Consider the following 15,272-nt stretch of genomic DNA (forward strand, 5'->3'; position numbering starts at 1 on the left):
AAGCATTTCAGATGCTCCCTTGCTTTTTTTACGACCTCAAGGTCGAACTGATTAAAGCCCTAAACCTGCCCTCACTTCCGTCCATTTTAGTAAAGAGAAGCAACTTCAATGATAATACAAGCTCCCTTGAGCCGCCGACACTAATTAAAATAACCAGCCTGCGTATAGGTTTCATTGTTCGAAGCATCAGGCCTTTAGAACAGGAAGGAAAGGTTAACACTTCCTGCTGAAACCTCAGCGCTACGATCAGGCCTGGTTTTATTAAAGAAAGGCAAGGGTAAACTTGCCCGGGTTAAACTATTTTGCTTTTGTTTTATTGTCTTTAATAAAAATTCGGGCTGCATCGCAGTAACTACAGGTCTTAAAAGAAGAAACCCTCGATAAATGAATTTTTTAAATCTGGAATCCTTAGCCACTCCATGGCTGGCAGGTGTATTTTTAGCTGGCGCCGTTATCGTATGGCTGGCCGGTTTTAAACTTTCCGTCTATGCCAATGCCATCTCTAACAGAACAGGTATAGGCAAGGTTTTTATAGGGGCTTTAATGTTAGGTGCCATTACTTCCCTTCCTGAGGTAGCAACCACCCTGGTGGCAACCTTTCGGAATAATGTGTCGCTTGCAGTCAACAACATTATTGGTGGTGTGGCTTTTCAGGTTGCCATTCTGGCTGTTGCCGACTACTTCGTGAAGCATGTGGGGGTCACTACCCTTCTCCGGAGAGGCATTATTTTACTACAGGCACTCCTCCTCATTTCTATTTTGTGCATTACCATTATAGGGGCACTGGTAACCGATGTAGCAATCCTTGGTATAGGCCTCTCGATATGGATCATTCTCCTGAGCGGGATATTATCTTTTTACCTGATTAAGAAAAATCAGGGAACGGGCGTTTTCCTTGAGCTTCAGGATCCGGCTAAAAAGAAATTTATTTCCAACCATACTGTTGATGAGGAAGACCAGGAGGAAATGGGCAATTCCCTCTCAGATGCTAAGCTTTATACCTTTACTTTTCTTCTGGCCCTGGGAGTTTTGGTAGGCGGCTTTTTTTGCGCCCGTGCTGCCGATGTGCTGGCGCATAAAACCGGTCTGGGCTCCAGTTTTATGGGTGTTTTCTTTCTGGCCATTGCCACCTCTCTTCCTGAGTTAAGCACCAGCATTTCTGCCATGCGTATCCGGCAGTACGATCTTGCCTTCAGCGATATTTTCGGAACCAATATTTTCGACATTCTCCTGATTTGCCTGATTGATCTGGTATATTCCCAGGAGCTGGTTATGAATAAAATTGAAGATTTTTCAGTAATTGGAGCTGCCCTGGGCATTATATTAACCTCCATTTTCCTGGTGGGTATTCTGCTAAAATCCAGAAAGCGCATTGGAAACTTTGGACTGGATTCCTTATTAGTTATGGTGGTCTACCTGGCTGGTTTGTTCCTGCTCTACTCCCTCAAATAAAGCTTTACGTTTCGATTAATGCATTACTTTAATAATAAAAATGATGCCGGGCCAGGATTACCAGGGGGGCAACATTTTTATGTAGTAACCAATAAGGTGTTAATCTGCTTTTTCTTCGGCTGCCTCTCCCAGTTCAACGATATCGCCTTCTTTAAATAAGACATTTTGCATGATGGCTCTCCACTTTGGCTTTTTTCTCAGCAGAAATTCCAGGTCCATGGCAAAATGCTTGAACTCTTCTTCCTGGGCATTCTTCATTATGCTTTTGGCTTCTTCGTCTTTCTCTACCGACTTGTGTTGTTCATACCAGTCAATGGCTTCCGCTTCTTCAATAACGCCTTTGATCATTCGTGCGAAAGTTCTTGTTTCTTCGGGCAGCTCATGGTATTACTCAAATCCCATATACTTGATTCAGGTTTGGTGAAAAGTAATTCTTCTCCTGATGGAACAGCCTCGTCACTTAAAAGTTTGCTCCGCCATCCGGGTGGTACTTTCCAGCCTGAGAAAACTTAAATCAGCTCAGGCCCCGGACTTTTGTCAGCACCTCCTTCACAGCCGTGGCTATTACCTCCGGATGATCTTCGATGGTAAAATGCCTTCCACCAGGAATGGTAATAAGGCTGGTGTTAAGGGCTTTTGCCAAACGTTCTCCTGAGGCCACTCCTAAAGGATCTTTTTTGCCCCATACTACGCGGGCGGGTATATTCCATTCTTTCTGTTCAAAGCGGTGGCTGGCGTGTTCCGAATCCTCAGAATGGAAGTGGCGAAGCTGGTGAGCAAAGGCTTTGGGTCCAAAGGAATTGTTATAAGGCTCCCAGTACAACTGAAAAGACTCTTCCTTAATCGCTTTATTTTCATGGCCCAGATTACTCACGCCTGCATATAAGAAAGGTTTAATCATTGAAGTGGGCAGGTGCTCTATGGCTCCGCTCATGGAGCGGGCAGCCCGTACGGCCGTGACAGGCCAGTTATCGTAGGCCACCGCATCGGATAAAACCAGGCCTGCCGCCAGTTCGGGGTGATTTACCAAGAGTTGCTGTACCACTCCTCCACCAAAATCGTGGGCCACAAATATGGCTTTGGATATCCCCAGTTCCTGCAGCCAGTTATACAGATACTCTGCCTGTTGTATGAGAGAAATATCCATTCCTAAACCTTCCAGCATCGACTCTCCGAAGCCTACCTGTTCCCAGGCGAGGCAGCGTACCCCTTTACCTGCCACCTTAGGGATAATGTACCGCCACACCCGTGGATTTGTCGGTAGGCCATGTACCATAATAACAGGTACACTATTTTCCGATGTATCCCCATGTTCCTCCCACCTCATTTGAATTCCGTTGACCATGGCCGTTTTGGATGTTACAGGGGCACTTTCAAAAGGAATATTTTCAGTTTCGCCGGTCGTAGCGGTAAATCCGTTCCACATTTCCAGGCCAGCCAGAGCCAGCAATGGATAGCGCCATTTGCTCTTTTTAACCGCTGTAAGCGCCAGTACCGCCGCTGTACCGCCTGAAAGTAAATGAAAAGTGCGAGAGTTGCTAAGTGGGTTCTTCATAGTTCGAATGTTTTTAATGGGAACAAGGAAAACTGGGAGAGGTTTTAAGGATAGGGTTATTTACCTTCTACCTTTCTTCACTCTCACTTTACGAAAAGCCCCGCTTCTTAAGGTCTTTACAGGTAAAGGGCGAAAGCTCAGCATTGCCGGCAGAAACAGAAAAAGGGCCGAAGCCCCTTCCTTGTTTTTATTCTCCTTTACTATTTTTAGAACCTGTTCGACTGGTCCGCTTTTTCGGCGGGCTGGAAGTCAGTGGCCTGCTTAATAGTTTTGTGTGCACCCTGCGGATCCTCATAACTTCTTTCCTCTACCATAACGGAAAGACTTTTTCCTTTCAGCTGCTTTGTATCCACTTCTTTCTGATCATCCAGCCCAACCGCCTTTAAAAAAGCCGCAAGAAAAGGTTCGCCGGGTTCGCTTAAATAAAATCGCTGATTAATAAATCCTTCTTCATTTTCTAAACGAAGATTAAAGAAAGGAATATCCTTATGTTCACTTTTTCCCTCTTCTACTTCTGTCACTTTTACCGTTTGCCTTCCTTCCGGCAAATAAGGTTTTTCATCTATATGAAACTTCATGTTTTTCGTTTTTGGTTCTATTGAGAATACGGATCCGCTGACAACATGTTTAGCAATTACTACTATTTTTAGTACTAACCTTTTTTTATCACAGGTATTTATGCCCAGGGAGGTGCATGCTTGATTAATAACCCGCTCCTCCAACAAAACCTGTTCCAGCTCAGAAACAAAAACACTCGCTGCATTTTTTGCTTACAGGCTGAACCACTGTAATAGCCTTACATGAAGTACCCCAGGCTCCTGGCATAGCACGGCATCTTCTTAAATTCTTATTCCAACGGTAATATCAAGCTCCACTTCCTCCCCCATTAGCTCCTCAATTCTCTTCTTTACATTTGCTAAATCTTCTTTATTCAGGGGTCTTTCTGTAATAACTTTTACGGAAAGACGCATAGGATTGGTTTGTCTTACCTCTACATCTTTAAGAACAATTCCATTTAGGTCCAGATCATGTATGCTTTGAACGACTCTATTCTCTTCCACTATTCTTAAGAAGCCATAAACCAAAGGAGTGCTCACTCCTATTACCAGAATTAAAGCAATCAGCAGCCCTTTTTTTGCAAGCCTGAAGGGGCTGAAGCCAAGGAAAAGGAAAGTGGTGGCAGCGGCTAAAACCATTCCTGCAAAGTTAGTAGCCAGTAACAACAGGGCTCCTGAAAAAACACTCCAGGCCAGCCAGCCCAAACCAATTCCCGAAACGGCCAGTGGGGGCACCAGGGCAACTGCTATGGCGACGCCTGCCAGGGTTTTAGCAATTTCTTTTTTCGCATGGGCGTAAGCACCTGCCACACCAGAGCCAATGGCCACACCTAAATCTAAAAGGTTAGGCCGTACCCTTGCCATTATCTCCGCATTTTCTGCACTTAAAGGGGTTACCAGGGTGATTAACACTGCACAAATATACCCGGCTAAAACTCCGTAGCCAATGGCTTTGAGACTTTGCCTGATCAGCTGCCGGTCCTGCCTTAGCACTCCCATGGAAACGGAAATGATAGGATTCATGAGGGGGGCCAGTATCATGGCCCCGATAATTACAGGAGAGGAATCACTAAAAAGCCCGAGCGTAGCGATAAAGGTGGAAAGAACCATCAGCACAAGGTAGCTGGAGGTTGTCCGGGCATTTTCTCTTAAGGCACTAAACAGATCTTTAAACTCTCCGGCAGTCGCATGATGAATCAAAGGCAGGGGCCCCTTCAGCAACTCGTCTCTTTTTTCTCCTTTCGGCAGAGAGTGAATTTTAAATATTTCCTTGTTACTTCCCTGCGCTTCGGTATCGAGGTGAAATCCTGGTACTACTTTAATCACTTTTGGCTGTATCTCCAGTTCTACCTCTTTAGCGCTTACCAGCAGCCCGTCAACAGATAGCTCAATAGGGCTCGAGCTCAGGATCTTTAGCTTATCTGTTTTTATGTGGGCGGCAAAGGGAGGAAGCTTTGAGTTTCTTCTTGATCTGAAAAAGCTTTTTAAACTAAACTCCAGAAGACCTGATACACTTTCAGGCGCCAGGATCAGGCTATGCATCATACCATCATTCACAAAGGAATCCTCAATAATCCTTCTGGAAAGCAGGGAGCTTTTACCATGCTGCACAATAACCATTCCTAGTGCAGCGGTATTAACAATATCTCTATCCTGGCCCTCCCTTCCTTTGTATTCTATAGTATACTGCTTTAGCTCCATTCTTTTAAAAAGCATGAAGAAATTTCCTGCCTTTCCCCATAATCTTTTTGCATAGGAAGGTTCCGCGCTCCCATACATGAGACTGAGGGTATTGCCAATGACGACCGTATCAAAAACCGGAATTCCATTGGCCATCAGTACATCTACCTGCTGAGCCGTTGCAGCGTTTAATATGTTTTCAATTGATGTTTCCAGCCTGTTGGCTACTCCAAATCCATGCATCCCGTACACCAGGCCCGGATGAGGAAGAAAACCAATCTGCAGGCATTTCTCAATGGCTACCGGAAGGAATTCCTTCAGCTGCTCATCAGAAAGATAAGTAAGGATGAAATCTTCCTCTTCACAATTAATTTCTGAACCGGTTTTATAGGGCAGGGTAGATTTAAGGCTGGAGCCTAGAAGAGGGACAATTCGTTCTTCGACCGTTTCAGCTTTGCCCAAGTCGAACAGTAAAGTTATTTCCTTCATAAATAAGTAAAGGTGAAAGTTCGCTCATACCACCACACCGGCTATTGGCCTTACCCAACCTGCCGAAGGTCTCCTTCAGGGGAATAACAAGCAGACGGAGACACCAGCACCCTGCGCCAGAAAATTTGTAACTCTTGAGCAGCCCGGATAATGGTACAACCAATAATAAACCCAGCCATGCACACTTCCTGAAATATGGCTAATATGCTGAGATTTTAGTTAAAAAAAAGGTAAAGGAAATTCCTTTACCTGTAACCGGTTAAATGACCATAAAAAAAGCGGAATTCTTTACACACAGCACCTCCTTCTTTTCTTACCACCAAACTCCTCTTCCAATTACCGTTTACCACCCGCTACATGATCTGCATGATAAGCCTCACGCTGTCCCATTGGCTTCTGTGGTCCTGTGGTAGTATCTTTTGCTGTCTGGTGCTCCAGCTCAGCATTAATTTCGGCACCAAGTAAAATAACGTAGGCGGTGAGGTTAAACCACAGCAATAGGATAACGACAGCCGCAAGTGAACCATAGGTTTCGCTGTAGCTTCCGAAGTTATTTACATAGAAGGAGAACAGCCAGGAACCCACCATCCAAAGTACTGCCGCTATGCCGGAACCCCAGCTTACCCAACGGAATTTTGGGTTGTCGCGGTCAGGAGCATATTTATACACCAGAGCCAGCGAGAACATTACAATCAGCGCCAAAACGGGCCATCTTAGCCAGCTAATCACGGTCTGCAGAGTATCTCCCAGCCCCATATTACCGGCCAGGGCCGGGAAACCTACCACAAAAGCCATACAGATGATTCCGACAATCATCCCGCCAATGGTAAATAGCAGCGTTAGGGAATTTTCTTTAATAAAGCCGCGCTCCCGTTTTTCATCATAGGCAATATTGACCCCTTCGAACAAGGATTTGGTGCCTTTATTAGCACTCCATAAACTTATGAGGATGCTCAGTGCCACACTCCAGCCAAGCGCCTGGCCCGATTTAGTAACAATATTATGCAGCGTTTCCTTTAGCATTTCGTGAGCACTGTCGGGCAAAACAGAAGTTAGCTGCGACATTTGCTGCTCCAGCTGGGCAGGGTCTGTAATAAGTCCGTAAACCGATACAATGGCGGCCAGGGCCGGAATTAGTGCCAGAAAAAAATAAAAAGCCACTCCGGCAGATACAATATCAATATTATCTTTGTCGAGCTGCTCCTTTACTCTTTTAAATACCGCTTTCCATCCTTTTTTAGGTATTTCTTTTGGGCTTTCCGCCTCTCGTCCTCTTATGCTCTGTCTATCTTCCATTTTTTTCTTTTCTATATTTCTATTCCAACCGAATGAGAAATGAAATTGTTGGCGCTACATCTGAAAAGACACCACTTAAACTCCGGTAATAGAGGTCGGTAAAAGAAAACTTCCTGGCCATTGTGGTCCGCTGCCTTTGCAAAAAAGAGATGCTTCTAAAGCATTGGATTTTCCATTATTATATAAGACAATTTTGCAGGCTTTTCTCTAAGTTAAACACAAAAGAGGCCGCCCTTTTCTGAGCAGCCTCTTTTGCTTTTTATTTCCTCCTGAGAGGCTATCTTCTATTACAGATTTCTGTTTCTACCTTCATAGAACTGGTTTTCGTCATAAAACCGGTTATTATAAAATTCATCTGTAGTGGCATCTCTTCTTACGGTTTCACCACTTCCAATAGTGTTAAGTCTTTCCATTACACCATGTTCATAATCGCGGGTAATGACGTCTCCCTTATAAACCGGGAAGGAAGCGATCGTCTCGCTGTCAATTTCGTTAATAACAACTTTGTCATCATTTTCGTCCACTCGTGCAAGACCAATCGGAATTAATACATGGTCATTCTCATTTACCCGGTCTCTGCCTGGTGCAATGTCAAGATAACGTACCTTCTCCCTGTCACGATCTACAATCAGTTCTTCGATAGTACCCAGCTTAAGGCCGTTTCTGTCAACAACTTTCCAGCCTCTCACATCCGGGTCATCACTGGCTACTTTATAATCGTCCAGCTCGCTTAAGCGAAACAGGTGTCGGTCGTTATTTGTATATCTAGTATCTCTTACTTCGTCTGTTCTTCTATCTCTTCTATCTTCCATATCAATCTCCTTTCATTTAAATTAAAAAATAAACATCCGGCATAGTCAAAAAAAACGTGCTATACCTGCATTCTTTCTACTAACTATACGAACATAAAGGCCTAAGGTTTAGGAGTTTACAATCATAATCCTATTTTAAATCTTCCCTACCCCTACCTCAGCATTTACCATTCGCACTTGCCGAAAGACCTTAAAAGTCAATCCACAACCAGACCATTGTTTTTACCGTACCTCCAAAAGCGGACAACAGAAGGCAGGGGAAATATTACCTTTCATTCACTTCTTTTCGGGCTTCATTTTATACCTTTTTGTTTATGGATCTTTCATTTTACGGAGCTGCCAAATCAGTAACGGGTAGCAAGCACCTGCTAACCCTGAATAACCAGGAACGGATACTGCTCGATTGCGGCATGTTCCAGGGAAGTGGAGACAAAGTACATGAGCTGAATGAAGATTTTGGGTTTGAACCGGAAAGCATCAACTATCTCCTGCTCTCCCATGCCCACATTGACCATTCCGGGCTTATTCCCCGCCTTGTAAAAATGGGCTTCAAAGGAAAAATATTCTGTACACCGCCTACCCTGGAGCTGTGCCGTTTAATTTTAATGGATAGCGCCGGCATTCAGCAGGCAGAAAGAGGCCACGAAGATGTAGGAGTCTATGGCACCGCACTATACACTAAAAAAGATGTGGAAGCCTGTCTGCAGCAGTTCGAAACGGTTCCTTATAACCAACCCTACAGACTTAATAAGGAAGTGGAGTTCCTCTTTACCGATGTCGGGCATATACTGGGCAGTGCCGCTGTTCACCTAACCATTACCGAAAATGAGGAAAAAAGCCTGCGACTGAGCTTTACCGGCGATATTGGCCGGCACGAAAACCGTATTCTGCGGGCTCCACAGCCGTTTCCACAGGCCGACATCCTTATCTGTGAGTCAACTTACGGCAATTCCTTCCATGCCAGCATCGAAAATACAGAAGAACGCCTGCTCGATATTGTGCTGGATACCTGCATGAAGAAAAAAGGGCGCCTGCTTATTCCTGCCTTTAGTATTGGCCGAACACAGGAACTGGTATATTCACTCAACGTTTTAGCAGAAGAAGGAAAGATTCCCAAACATATACGGGTGTATGTCGACAGCCCCCTTTCTGTTTATGCCACCGACATTATGCGGGAGCATGAAGAGTGCTTTAATAAACAGATGCAGGAGTATTTAAAGTTTGATGATGATCCCTTTGGCTTCCCGCAACTGCATTTTATTACCGAAACAGACGATTCAAAACTTCTCGTAGCCTCCGACGACCCCTGTGTTATTATCTCTGCTTCGGGCATGATGCAGGGCGGGCGTATTCAGCACCACCTGTTTAACAACCTGAGCCATGAAAAAAACACGCTGCTCATTACCGGTTATTGCGAACCCTCCACCCTGGGTGGGCGACTCTTGGCCGGAGCCAAAAGTGTAAACATTTTTGGAGAGAAAGTGGAAGTAAAAGCAGAGATTCTTCGGATGAACGAATATAGCGCCCATGCCGATTACGAGGATATTGTCCGCTTCCTGCACTGCCAGGATAAAGACCAGATCCAAAAGATATTCCTGGTCCATGGAGAGGAAGAATCGATGAAAAAGCTAAAACGTGATATGGAAGAACTGGGGTATAAGAATATTCAAATCCCAGATTTCCGGCTGTCATATGAGCTTCGACACATAAAAAAGCAGCAGCCAGAAAAGAAGGCGAACTAAGCCTCAATATCCGCTATTGAATATAAGAGCGCTAATCAGCCTGGCTCCGCTCCCTTACTATTCTTGTTCTTTTACTACACCATACACCTACGACCATTGACTCGTGGAAAAAAGGGTTTTGGAAATGCTTTTTTCAATTTTACTGTTTACTTTATAGCCACTAAACAGCAGTAAAGGCCCTATGCGCATTTCTCCTATTACTCCAGATACCCCTTCGCATGCTCTGGAAAAGCTTTCCGGAATTGTAAAGCGGGTTACCTTCCACAGCCCCGAATCAGGCTGGTCGGTGCTAAAGGTAACGCCCTTTGGGCGGGAACAGGAAGAGATTGCCGTAACAGTGCACCAGTCGAAAGTATTTGCAGGCGCCACCATCGATTTTTTTGGAGAATGGACCAACCATCCAAAGTTCGGCAGGCAGTTCAAAGCCGTACGGGTAGAAGAGCGTAAGCCTGCCACCGCCAATGCGCTGGAAAAATACCTTGGCTCCGGTCTCATTAAGGGAGTCGGCCCTGTAACGGCAAAACGCATCGTTAAATACTTTGGCAAAGATACCCTCGAAATATTCGAGCATGATATCGACCGCCTTACCGAAGTACCCGGCATTGCCCATCAGAAACTCCAGTCTATCAGCCAGGCCTGGAAAGAGCACCAGGAGATTCGCAATGTCATGATGTTTCTGCAGTCGCACGGCATCAGCACTCTTTTTGCGGTAAAAATCTATAAAACTTACGGGCAGCAAGCTGTTGGTCTGGTATCGGAAAATCCATACCGCCTCTCGCAGGATATTTACGGCATTGGCTTCTTTAGTGCCGACAAAGTGGCCCTGAGTCTTGGCCTTGCTCCCGACTCTTCGGCCAGAATTAGAGCTGCCATTGCTCATGTACTGCAGAATGCCCGTGAAGAAGGCCATTGCTACCTCACAAAAGAACAAATACTCGAACAGGTACAGGAGCTGATAGAGCTGAACAAAGCAGACAGGATTGCTGCAGAATTACTGGAAATGGAAAAGGCCGATGAGTTGAAAACCCGTCTGCTGCTCGATGCACAGGAGCAGGTCCAAAACTGCTACTACGCCCACTCCCTTTACCACGACGAGAACTATATAGCCGCCAAAGCAAAGAAAATGGCTGGCGGAAAGCTAAAAGTGGAGGAATCAAGGCTCCAGCAGTGGATAAACCGCTATTGCAAAGAGAAAGGCATTCAGCTGAGCGATGAACAGGAAGCAGGCATCCTGCAGCTGGTATCGCGCCGGCTCGGTATATTAACCGGAGGTCCCGGCTGTGGCAAAACCACCACTACCCGCGTGTTGGTAGCCCTCCTGCAGGCAATGGGTAAGGATGTTTTACTGGCCGCTCCAACAGGCAGGGCGGCCCAGCGTATGAGTGAAGTTATTGGACTGGAAGCCAAAACGATTCACCGCCTGCTGGAATGGGACCCTGCCGCAGGGGGCTTTAAGCGCAAGGAAGAAAGTCCCCTGGAATGCAGCTTCCTGATTATCGACGAATCATCTATGCTCGATGTGCACCTTGCCGCTGCTGTTTTACGGGCCATACCAGCCCATGCGCAGCTCCTGCTGATTGGCGATGCCGACCAGCTCCCTTCCGTAGGGGCCGGCAATGTTTTTAAAGACCTGATGGCATCGGGCAAGGTAAGCTGTGCCCGCCTGACCAAAGTATTCCGGCAGGCGAAGGAATCGAAAATTATCACCTATGCCCATGCTATTAATAAAGGGCAGGTGCCGAAGATAGATTCCCCTTTCCACAACCCGCAGCTTTGGCAAGAGAAGGAAGACTGCCTTTTTATTGACTCCGAAGAAGCTACACAGGAGCAGCTCCGCTTTATCTCTAAGGTGAAGCGAAATTACCTGAGAGAGCAGGAAGAGAAGCTTTCCATGGCCGCCGAAGCAGAAGAGCTGTACACGAAAAGTCAGGAGCTCAGCATCCCGCAGAAGTTTGGCCATGTTGATCTCGACCGACTGATACAGGCCGATACCCATACCGATGAACTGCAGGAAGTATTGAAGCGTGTACACCCATGGTCGTCCCTGCACTGGGGATATTCGGCCGTCGATATGGTGGAGAAGCTGTATAAAGACATTATTCCAAAATATTACGGAAAAGACACAGAAATTCAGATACTCAGCCCCATGAGCAAGGGCAGCCTCGGAACTCACCACCTTAATGAGGTAATTCAGGAAGCGGTGAATCCAGCCAGGCCCGGAAAGGTGCAGCTCACCCTTGGCGGCCGTACTTTCCGCGAGGGCGATCGCATTATTCAACAGCGAAACAATTACGACCTGAACGTTTTTAATGGCGATATCGGCCGCATTATCAGCATCGATAATGAAAACGTTTCCTGCCTGGTAAGCTTTACTTCCGGCAAAGAAACCAAAGAAGTGGCTTATGAGCGGGAGCACCTTACGGAGATTGATTTAGCTTATGCCATTACCATTCACAAATCGCAGGGCAGCGAATTCGAAGCCATTATCCTCCCACTGGTCAATCAGCACTTCACCATGCTGTTCCGGAACCTGATATATACCGGACTTACCCGTGCCAGAAAATTAGCCGTTTTCGTAGGCAGCCGGGCCGCTCTTAAAACCTCCGTTCAAAAACAAAACACAGCCCTGCGGCAAACTGCCCTGCAGTGGCTCATGCAAAATGCAGAGGCGCTGGAGTAGAGCTGCCTCACCATAATTAAAAAAAGGCAATTAAAACCTTCCAAAATCTTCTACAATTGCCTTGAAAAATAAGAGGACATTTACAGAGTTTTTTACAGATAAAACTTCAGAAAATTCCCAACAATCAATGTTCTGAAGCAGAATTTCCGACACTTGTTGTAATATCCTTTGTCGCCAGATTTTGACCAAAATTCCACTCCGCCTCGGCACTGCTTGCTGTAAAAGAAACTCTCAGGAAGCCCCTTTGGGAAGCATTTAGATATTGAAGGTCATCAACCACAATTGGGAGAGCCTGTTCAATTCCAGCAAGTGCTTCAGCATCATTGTTAAACAGTGCTTCCAAACCGGGAGAAGACACTGAAGGGGTTGCAAACTCTGCTCCTATCTTTTCTGCTGACGCATCGGTCAGTTGGGAGTACCAGGCGTTATGCGTGTCTCCTGCCAGGGAAATAAGCTTTTTCCCTGCTGCGGCAGCAAAAATCATTTCCCGCTCAACCGGGTAACCGTCCCAGGCATCGAGGTTATAAGGAAGTACTGTCTCCACCCGCGCCTTTTCTTCATTACTAACTGTTGAATCTCCCTGACGAATCCTTAATTTTATTAGAACTAATTCAGCAACAAGTGCCTTGTACTGCGCATATAATCCAGGACCACTGTTCGCTGCGCCAATTTGGGTGGTAAGAGCCAGAAGTTCAGCGGGAACAAGCATCCTGCCCATTAACACCTGATTACCAAAAACCTGCCAGCCAGCCGAACTACTTTCAAGTTGAGAGATGAGCCATGAACGTTGTGAAGTACCCAGTAAAGTCCGGTTTGGATTTTGCCAGTCCGCAATAAAGGCTGCCCGATCTAAGCTACCTGCTGTTAAGTAGCTGCTATAGTCCAGCTGCCTGTCTCTACCTGTTATCCGGGTATCTAACATCATGAGGTTTACAAGGCCTGCGAAATCAAAGCTTCTGTAAATTAACTTTTTATCCATCACCCGCACAGGCAGGTACTCATGCCACACCTGTAGGGCATTCATTTTCCTGGCCTCAAAGCTTCCTTCATACTCCTGATGATTCTGAGCCCCATCTTTATAAGCATTACCGATGATTTCATGATCATCCCAGACACAAATAAAAGGTTTTAGCTGATGCGCCTTTTGTAATTGTTCATCACTTCTGTACTGCCGGTACCTGGTCCTGTAATCTTCCAGTTGAATAGTTTCAGCTTCCGGCTCATGCGTTCTTCCTAAGGTGGTTGTTAAATCATTTTCCCCGTATCCACCTACACCGTTTTCATAGATATAATCACCCAGGTGGATTACTACATCAACATCAGATTCAGCTACTGCTCCATACACATTAAATAATCCGGCCTGAAAGTTTGCGCAGGAAACCACGGCCATTTTCACCTCCGTGGCCTCTCCCGCAGATGGAAGCGTTTTGGTTTCTCCTACTACCGAAGCGGCTCCGGATTTCTGATTTCTGAATCGATAATAATATCTTGAATTTGATTGTAAGTTACTTACATCAACATAAACCGTAAAGTCGCTGGTTAAATCAACCATTACCGATTCGCTGACTATTACCTCCTGAAAATACTTGTCTTTAGCAACATCCAGAAGAATTCCAGGCTTTCCCTCATCAATTGGGGTTGTGGTGTAGCGGGTCCATAAAATTACCCTGTCCTGGCCAGGATCAAAACTGGCTACTCCCTGAAAAAAACCACCCCCACTATCAGGTTTAAAACCAGCCATATCATCTTCCGTGCAACCAGAAATTGCTGCAGGCAACAAGCTAACTCCGGTAGCTGCAAGCACTGAATTCCTGATAAAAGCTCTTCGGCTTAAGCCGTTCGATTTAGTACACTTACTCATGTGGAATAATTGAAAAGTACCGGAAAAATAGATTAAGTTTTTTGACTGTTGTCTGTATTGACGGCTGTAGTTTTTACACTGAACGGGTGGTATGAGCAAAGTTGACGGAGGTTGTACTGGTTCTTAATCAATTTCATCTCCTGGTTTGGCCTTTCTGTAGGTAGCGAAGTAAACTTCTGGGCGTCTGCTTAAAGAAACGAGTGTCCGCCCGAACAAGGGCTAAAATGATTTTCTGGAAGATCATCTAATTTAGCAGCCATTCTTCCTTCAGGTAGTAGTCAGCTCATGAAGGAAGAAGGCTGCTTTAGAGTTACCAGGCTTTAACCACCCTAATTGTCTGGGTGCTCTTTAAAGTCCTGTTTCTTACCTGAATTAGGTACATTCCAGATTTAAGAGAACTATCTGACAAATCGATGCGGTGTAAATTAGGTTTTAGCGACTCTGAGATAAAATCACTTTGGTAGACTATTTTCCCCACCAAATCATAAACCCTGATTTCATACTCATGAGTATCTTCTGCCTCAATTTCCAGATTTATATGGTCTTCAAAAGTATTCGGATATACATTAACTGAAGTAGTTCTGGCTGCCGTATTGCTGGCAGTTTCAGAAGCCACTGCAGAGGCAACATTTGAATAAGCTGAGGATATACTTCCCTTTACTGCTTTTATGCGATAGTAGAAGGTAACTCCTGTCTTCTTATTCCTATCCTGATAGCTGGTAGCATTTGCAGGAAGTTTAATGGATGCCACACTGCCGGTAAAGTTCGACCTGGTAGCTCGTTCCAGTACAAACCCATCTTCATCTGAGGTATTATCCTGCCAACTTATATTAATCTGACTGGCAGAAACTCCCTGGGCTGCAAGATTTGAAGGTGCCGTAAAAATTAGTGCCGGATTCACCGTCAGGTTTACCTGGTCAGAAGCAGTGGCTCCTGCATCATCTGTTACAGTTACTTTGAAGCTGTAGCTTCCCTCCACCAGGTTGGAGAGCGAAAGCGTGGCCGTATTGATACTGCTCAGGCTGGCTTCCGGTCCGCTTACTTTCTCCCAAAGGTAAGAAGCTATTGTTCCATCTTCATCCGAAGCGGCGGCCGTAAAGCTGGCGGTATTCTCCGGCAGTGTAATTGTCTGGTCCACACCTGCATCT

11 protein-coding genes are annotated in these 15,272 nt (G+C 45.6%); 3 read left to right on the forward strand and 8 right to left on the reverse strand.

The genetic code is table 11. From position 1 onward, the window contains the following. The first annotated feature begins 384 nt into the window (after positions 1 to 384). Positions 385 to 1,452, forward strand: a complete 1,068-nt coding sequence (locus tag F752_RS0106730) for a sodium:calcium antiporter (protein WP_017730970.1) — start codon at positions 385 to 387, stop codon at positions 1,450 to 1,452. A gap of 99 nt (positions 1,453 to 1,551) precedes the next feature. On the opposite strand, the gene F752_RS23630 is transcribed toward F752_RS0106730, so the two are convergent. The 6 genes from F752_RS23630 to F752_RS25245 all read right to left on the reverse strand — a co-directional run bounded on the left by F752_RS23630 (position 1,552) and on the right by F752_RS25245 (position 7,841). Continuing rightward, positions 1,552 to 1,830 (reverse strand): ferritin family protein, encoded by a 279-nt coding sequence (locus F752_RS23630; RefSeq protein WP_407635420.1) that lies wholly within the window; start codon positions 1,828 to 1,830, stop codon positions 1,552 to 1,554. A gap of 136 nt (positions 1,831 to 1,966) precedes the next feature. Then, on the reverse strand, positions 1,967 to 3,007 hold the full coding sequence (locus F752_RS0106740; RefSeq protein ID WP_017730972.1) for an alpha/beta fold hydrolase: 1,041 nt from the start codon (positions 3,005 to 3,007) through the stop codon (positions 1,967 to 1,969). A 206-nt stretch (positions 3,008 to 3,213) separates the two neighbouring features. Further along, positions 3,214 to 3,585: a hypothetical protein gene (locus F752_RS0106745; RefSeq protein ID WP_017730973.1), complete on the reverse strand. Its 372-nt coding sequence runs from the start codon at positions 3,583 to 3,585 to the stop codon at positions 3,214 to 3,216. Between the two features lie 261 nt (positions 3,586 to 3,846). Beyond that, on the reverse strand, positions 3,847 to 5,733 hold the full coding sequence (locus tag F752_RS0106750; protein ID WP_017730974.1) for a DUF389 domain-containing protein: 1,887 nt from the start codon (positions 5,731 to 5,733) through the stop codon (positions 3,847 to 3,849). Between the two features lie 336 nt (positions 5,734 to 6,069). After that, complete coding sequence (locus tag F752_RS0106755) at positions 6,070 to 7,029, reverse strand: YihY/virulence factor BrkB family protein (RefSeq protein ID WP_017730975.1); 960 nt, start codon at positions 7,027 to 7,029, stop codon at positions 6,070 to 6,072. Between the two features lie 287 nt (positions 7,030 to 7,316). After that, positions 7,317 to 7,841: a PRC-barrel domain-containing protein gene (locus tag F752_RS25245; RefSeq protein ID WP_017730976.1), complete on the reverse strand. Its 525-nt coding sequence runs from the start codon at positions 7,839 to 7,841 to the stop codon at positions 7,317 to 7,319. A 314-nt stretch (positions 7,842 to 8,155) separates the two neighbouring features. Here F752_RS25245 and F752_RS0106765 point away from each other — a divergent pair, with 314 nt between their 5' ends. After that, positions 8,156 to 9,583, forward strand: coding sequence for an MBL fold metallo-hydrolase RNA specificity domain-containing protein (locus F752_RS0106765; RefSeq protein ID WP_017730977.1), 1,428 nt, complete (start codon positions 8,156 to 8,158; stop codon positions 9,581 to 9,583). A gap of 181 nt (positions 9,584 to 9,764) precedes the next feature. After that, positions 9,765 to 12,263 (forward strand): SF1B family DNA helicase RecD2, encoded by a 2,499-nt coding sequence (gene recD2 / locus F752_RS0106770; protein WP_017730978.1) that lies wholly within the window; start codon positions 9,765 to 9,767, stop codon positions 12,261 to 12,263. A 124-nt stretch (positions 12,264 to 12,387) separates the two neighbouring features. Here recD2 and F752_RS0106775 read toward each other — a convergent pair whose 3' ends face one another. Further along, positions 12,388 to 14,004, reverse strand: coding sequence for an alkaline phosphatase D family protein (locus tag F752_RS0106775; RefSeq protein WP_201766052.1), 1,617 nt, complete (start codon positions 14,002 to 14,004; stop codon positions 12,388 to 12,390). A 430-nt stretch (positions 14,005 to 14,434) separates the two neighbouring features. Further along, on the reverse strand, positions 14,435 to 15,272 hold an 838-nt coding region (locus F752_RS0106780), incomplete at its 5' end, for a PKD domain-containing protein (protein ID WP_026135573.1).

The sequence above is a fragment of the Nafulsella turpanensis ZLM-10 genome (genome assembly GCF_000346615.1).
Lineage (GTDB): Bacteria > Bacteroidota > Bacteroidia > Cytophagales > Cyclobacteriaceae > Nafulsella > Nafulsella turpanensis.

Coding starts and splice junctions, on each gene's coding strand:
- F752_RS25245 (WP_017730976.1), bottom strand. CDS start 7,841: ATGGAAGATAGAAGAGATAGAAGAACAGACGAAGTAAGAGATACTAGA.
- F752_RS0106765 (WP_017730977.1), top strand. CDS start 8,156: ATGGATCTTTCATTTTACGGAGCTGCCAAATCAGTAACGGGTAGCAAG.
- F752_RS0106775 (WP_201766052.1), bottom strand. CDS start 14,004: ATGGCTGGTTTTAAACCTGATAGTGGGGGTGGTTTTTTTCAGGGAGTA.
- F752_RS0106755 (WP_017730975.1), bottom strand. CDS start 7,029: ATGGAAGATAGACAGAGCATAAGAGGACGAGAGGCGGAAAGCCCAAAA.
- F752_RS0106740 (WP_017730972.1), bottom strand. CDS start 3,007: ATGAAGAACCCACTTAGCAACTCTCGCACTTTTCATTTACTTTCAGGC.
- recD2 (WP_017730978.1), top strand. CDS start 9,765: ATGCGCATTTCTCCTATTACTCCAGATACCCCTTCGCATGCTCTGGAA.
- F752_RS0106730 (WP_017730970.1), top strand. CDS start 385: ATGAATTTTTTAAATCTGGAATCCTTAGCCACTCCATGGCTGGCAGGT.
- F752_RS0106745 (WP_017730973.1), bottom strand. CDS start 3,585: ATGAAGTTTCATATAGATGAAAAACCTTATTTGCCGGAAGGAAGGCAA.
- F752_RS0106750 (WP_017730974.1), bottom strand. CDS start 5,733: ATGAAGGAAATAACTTTACTGTTCGACTTGGGCAAAGCTGAAACGGTC.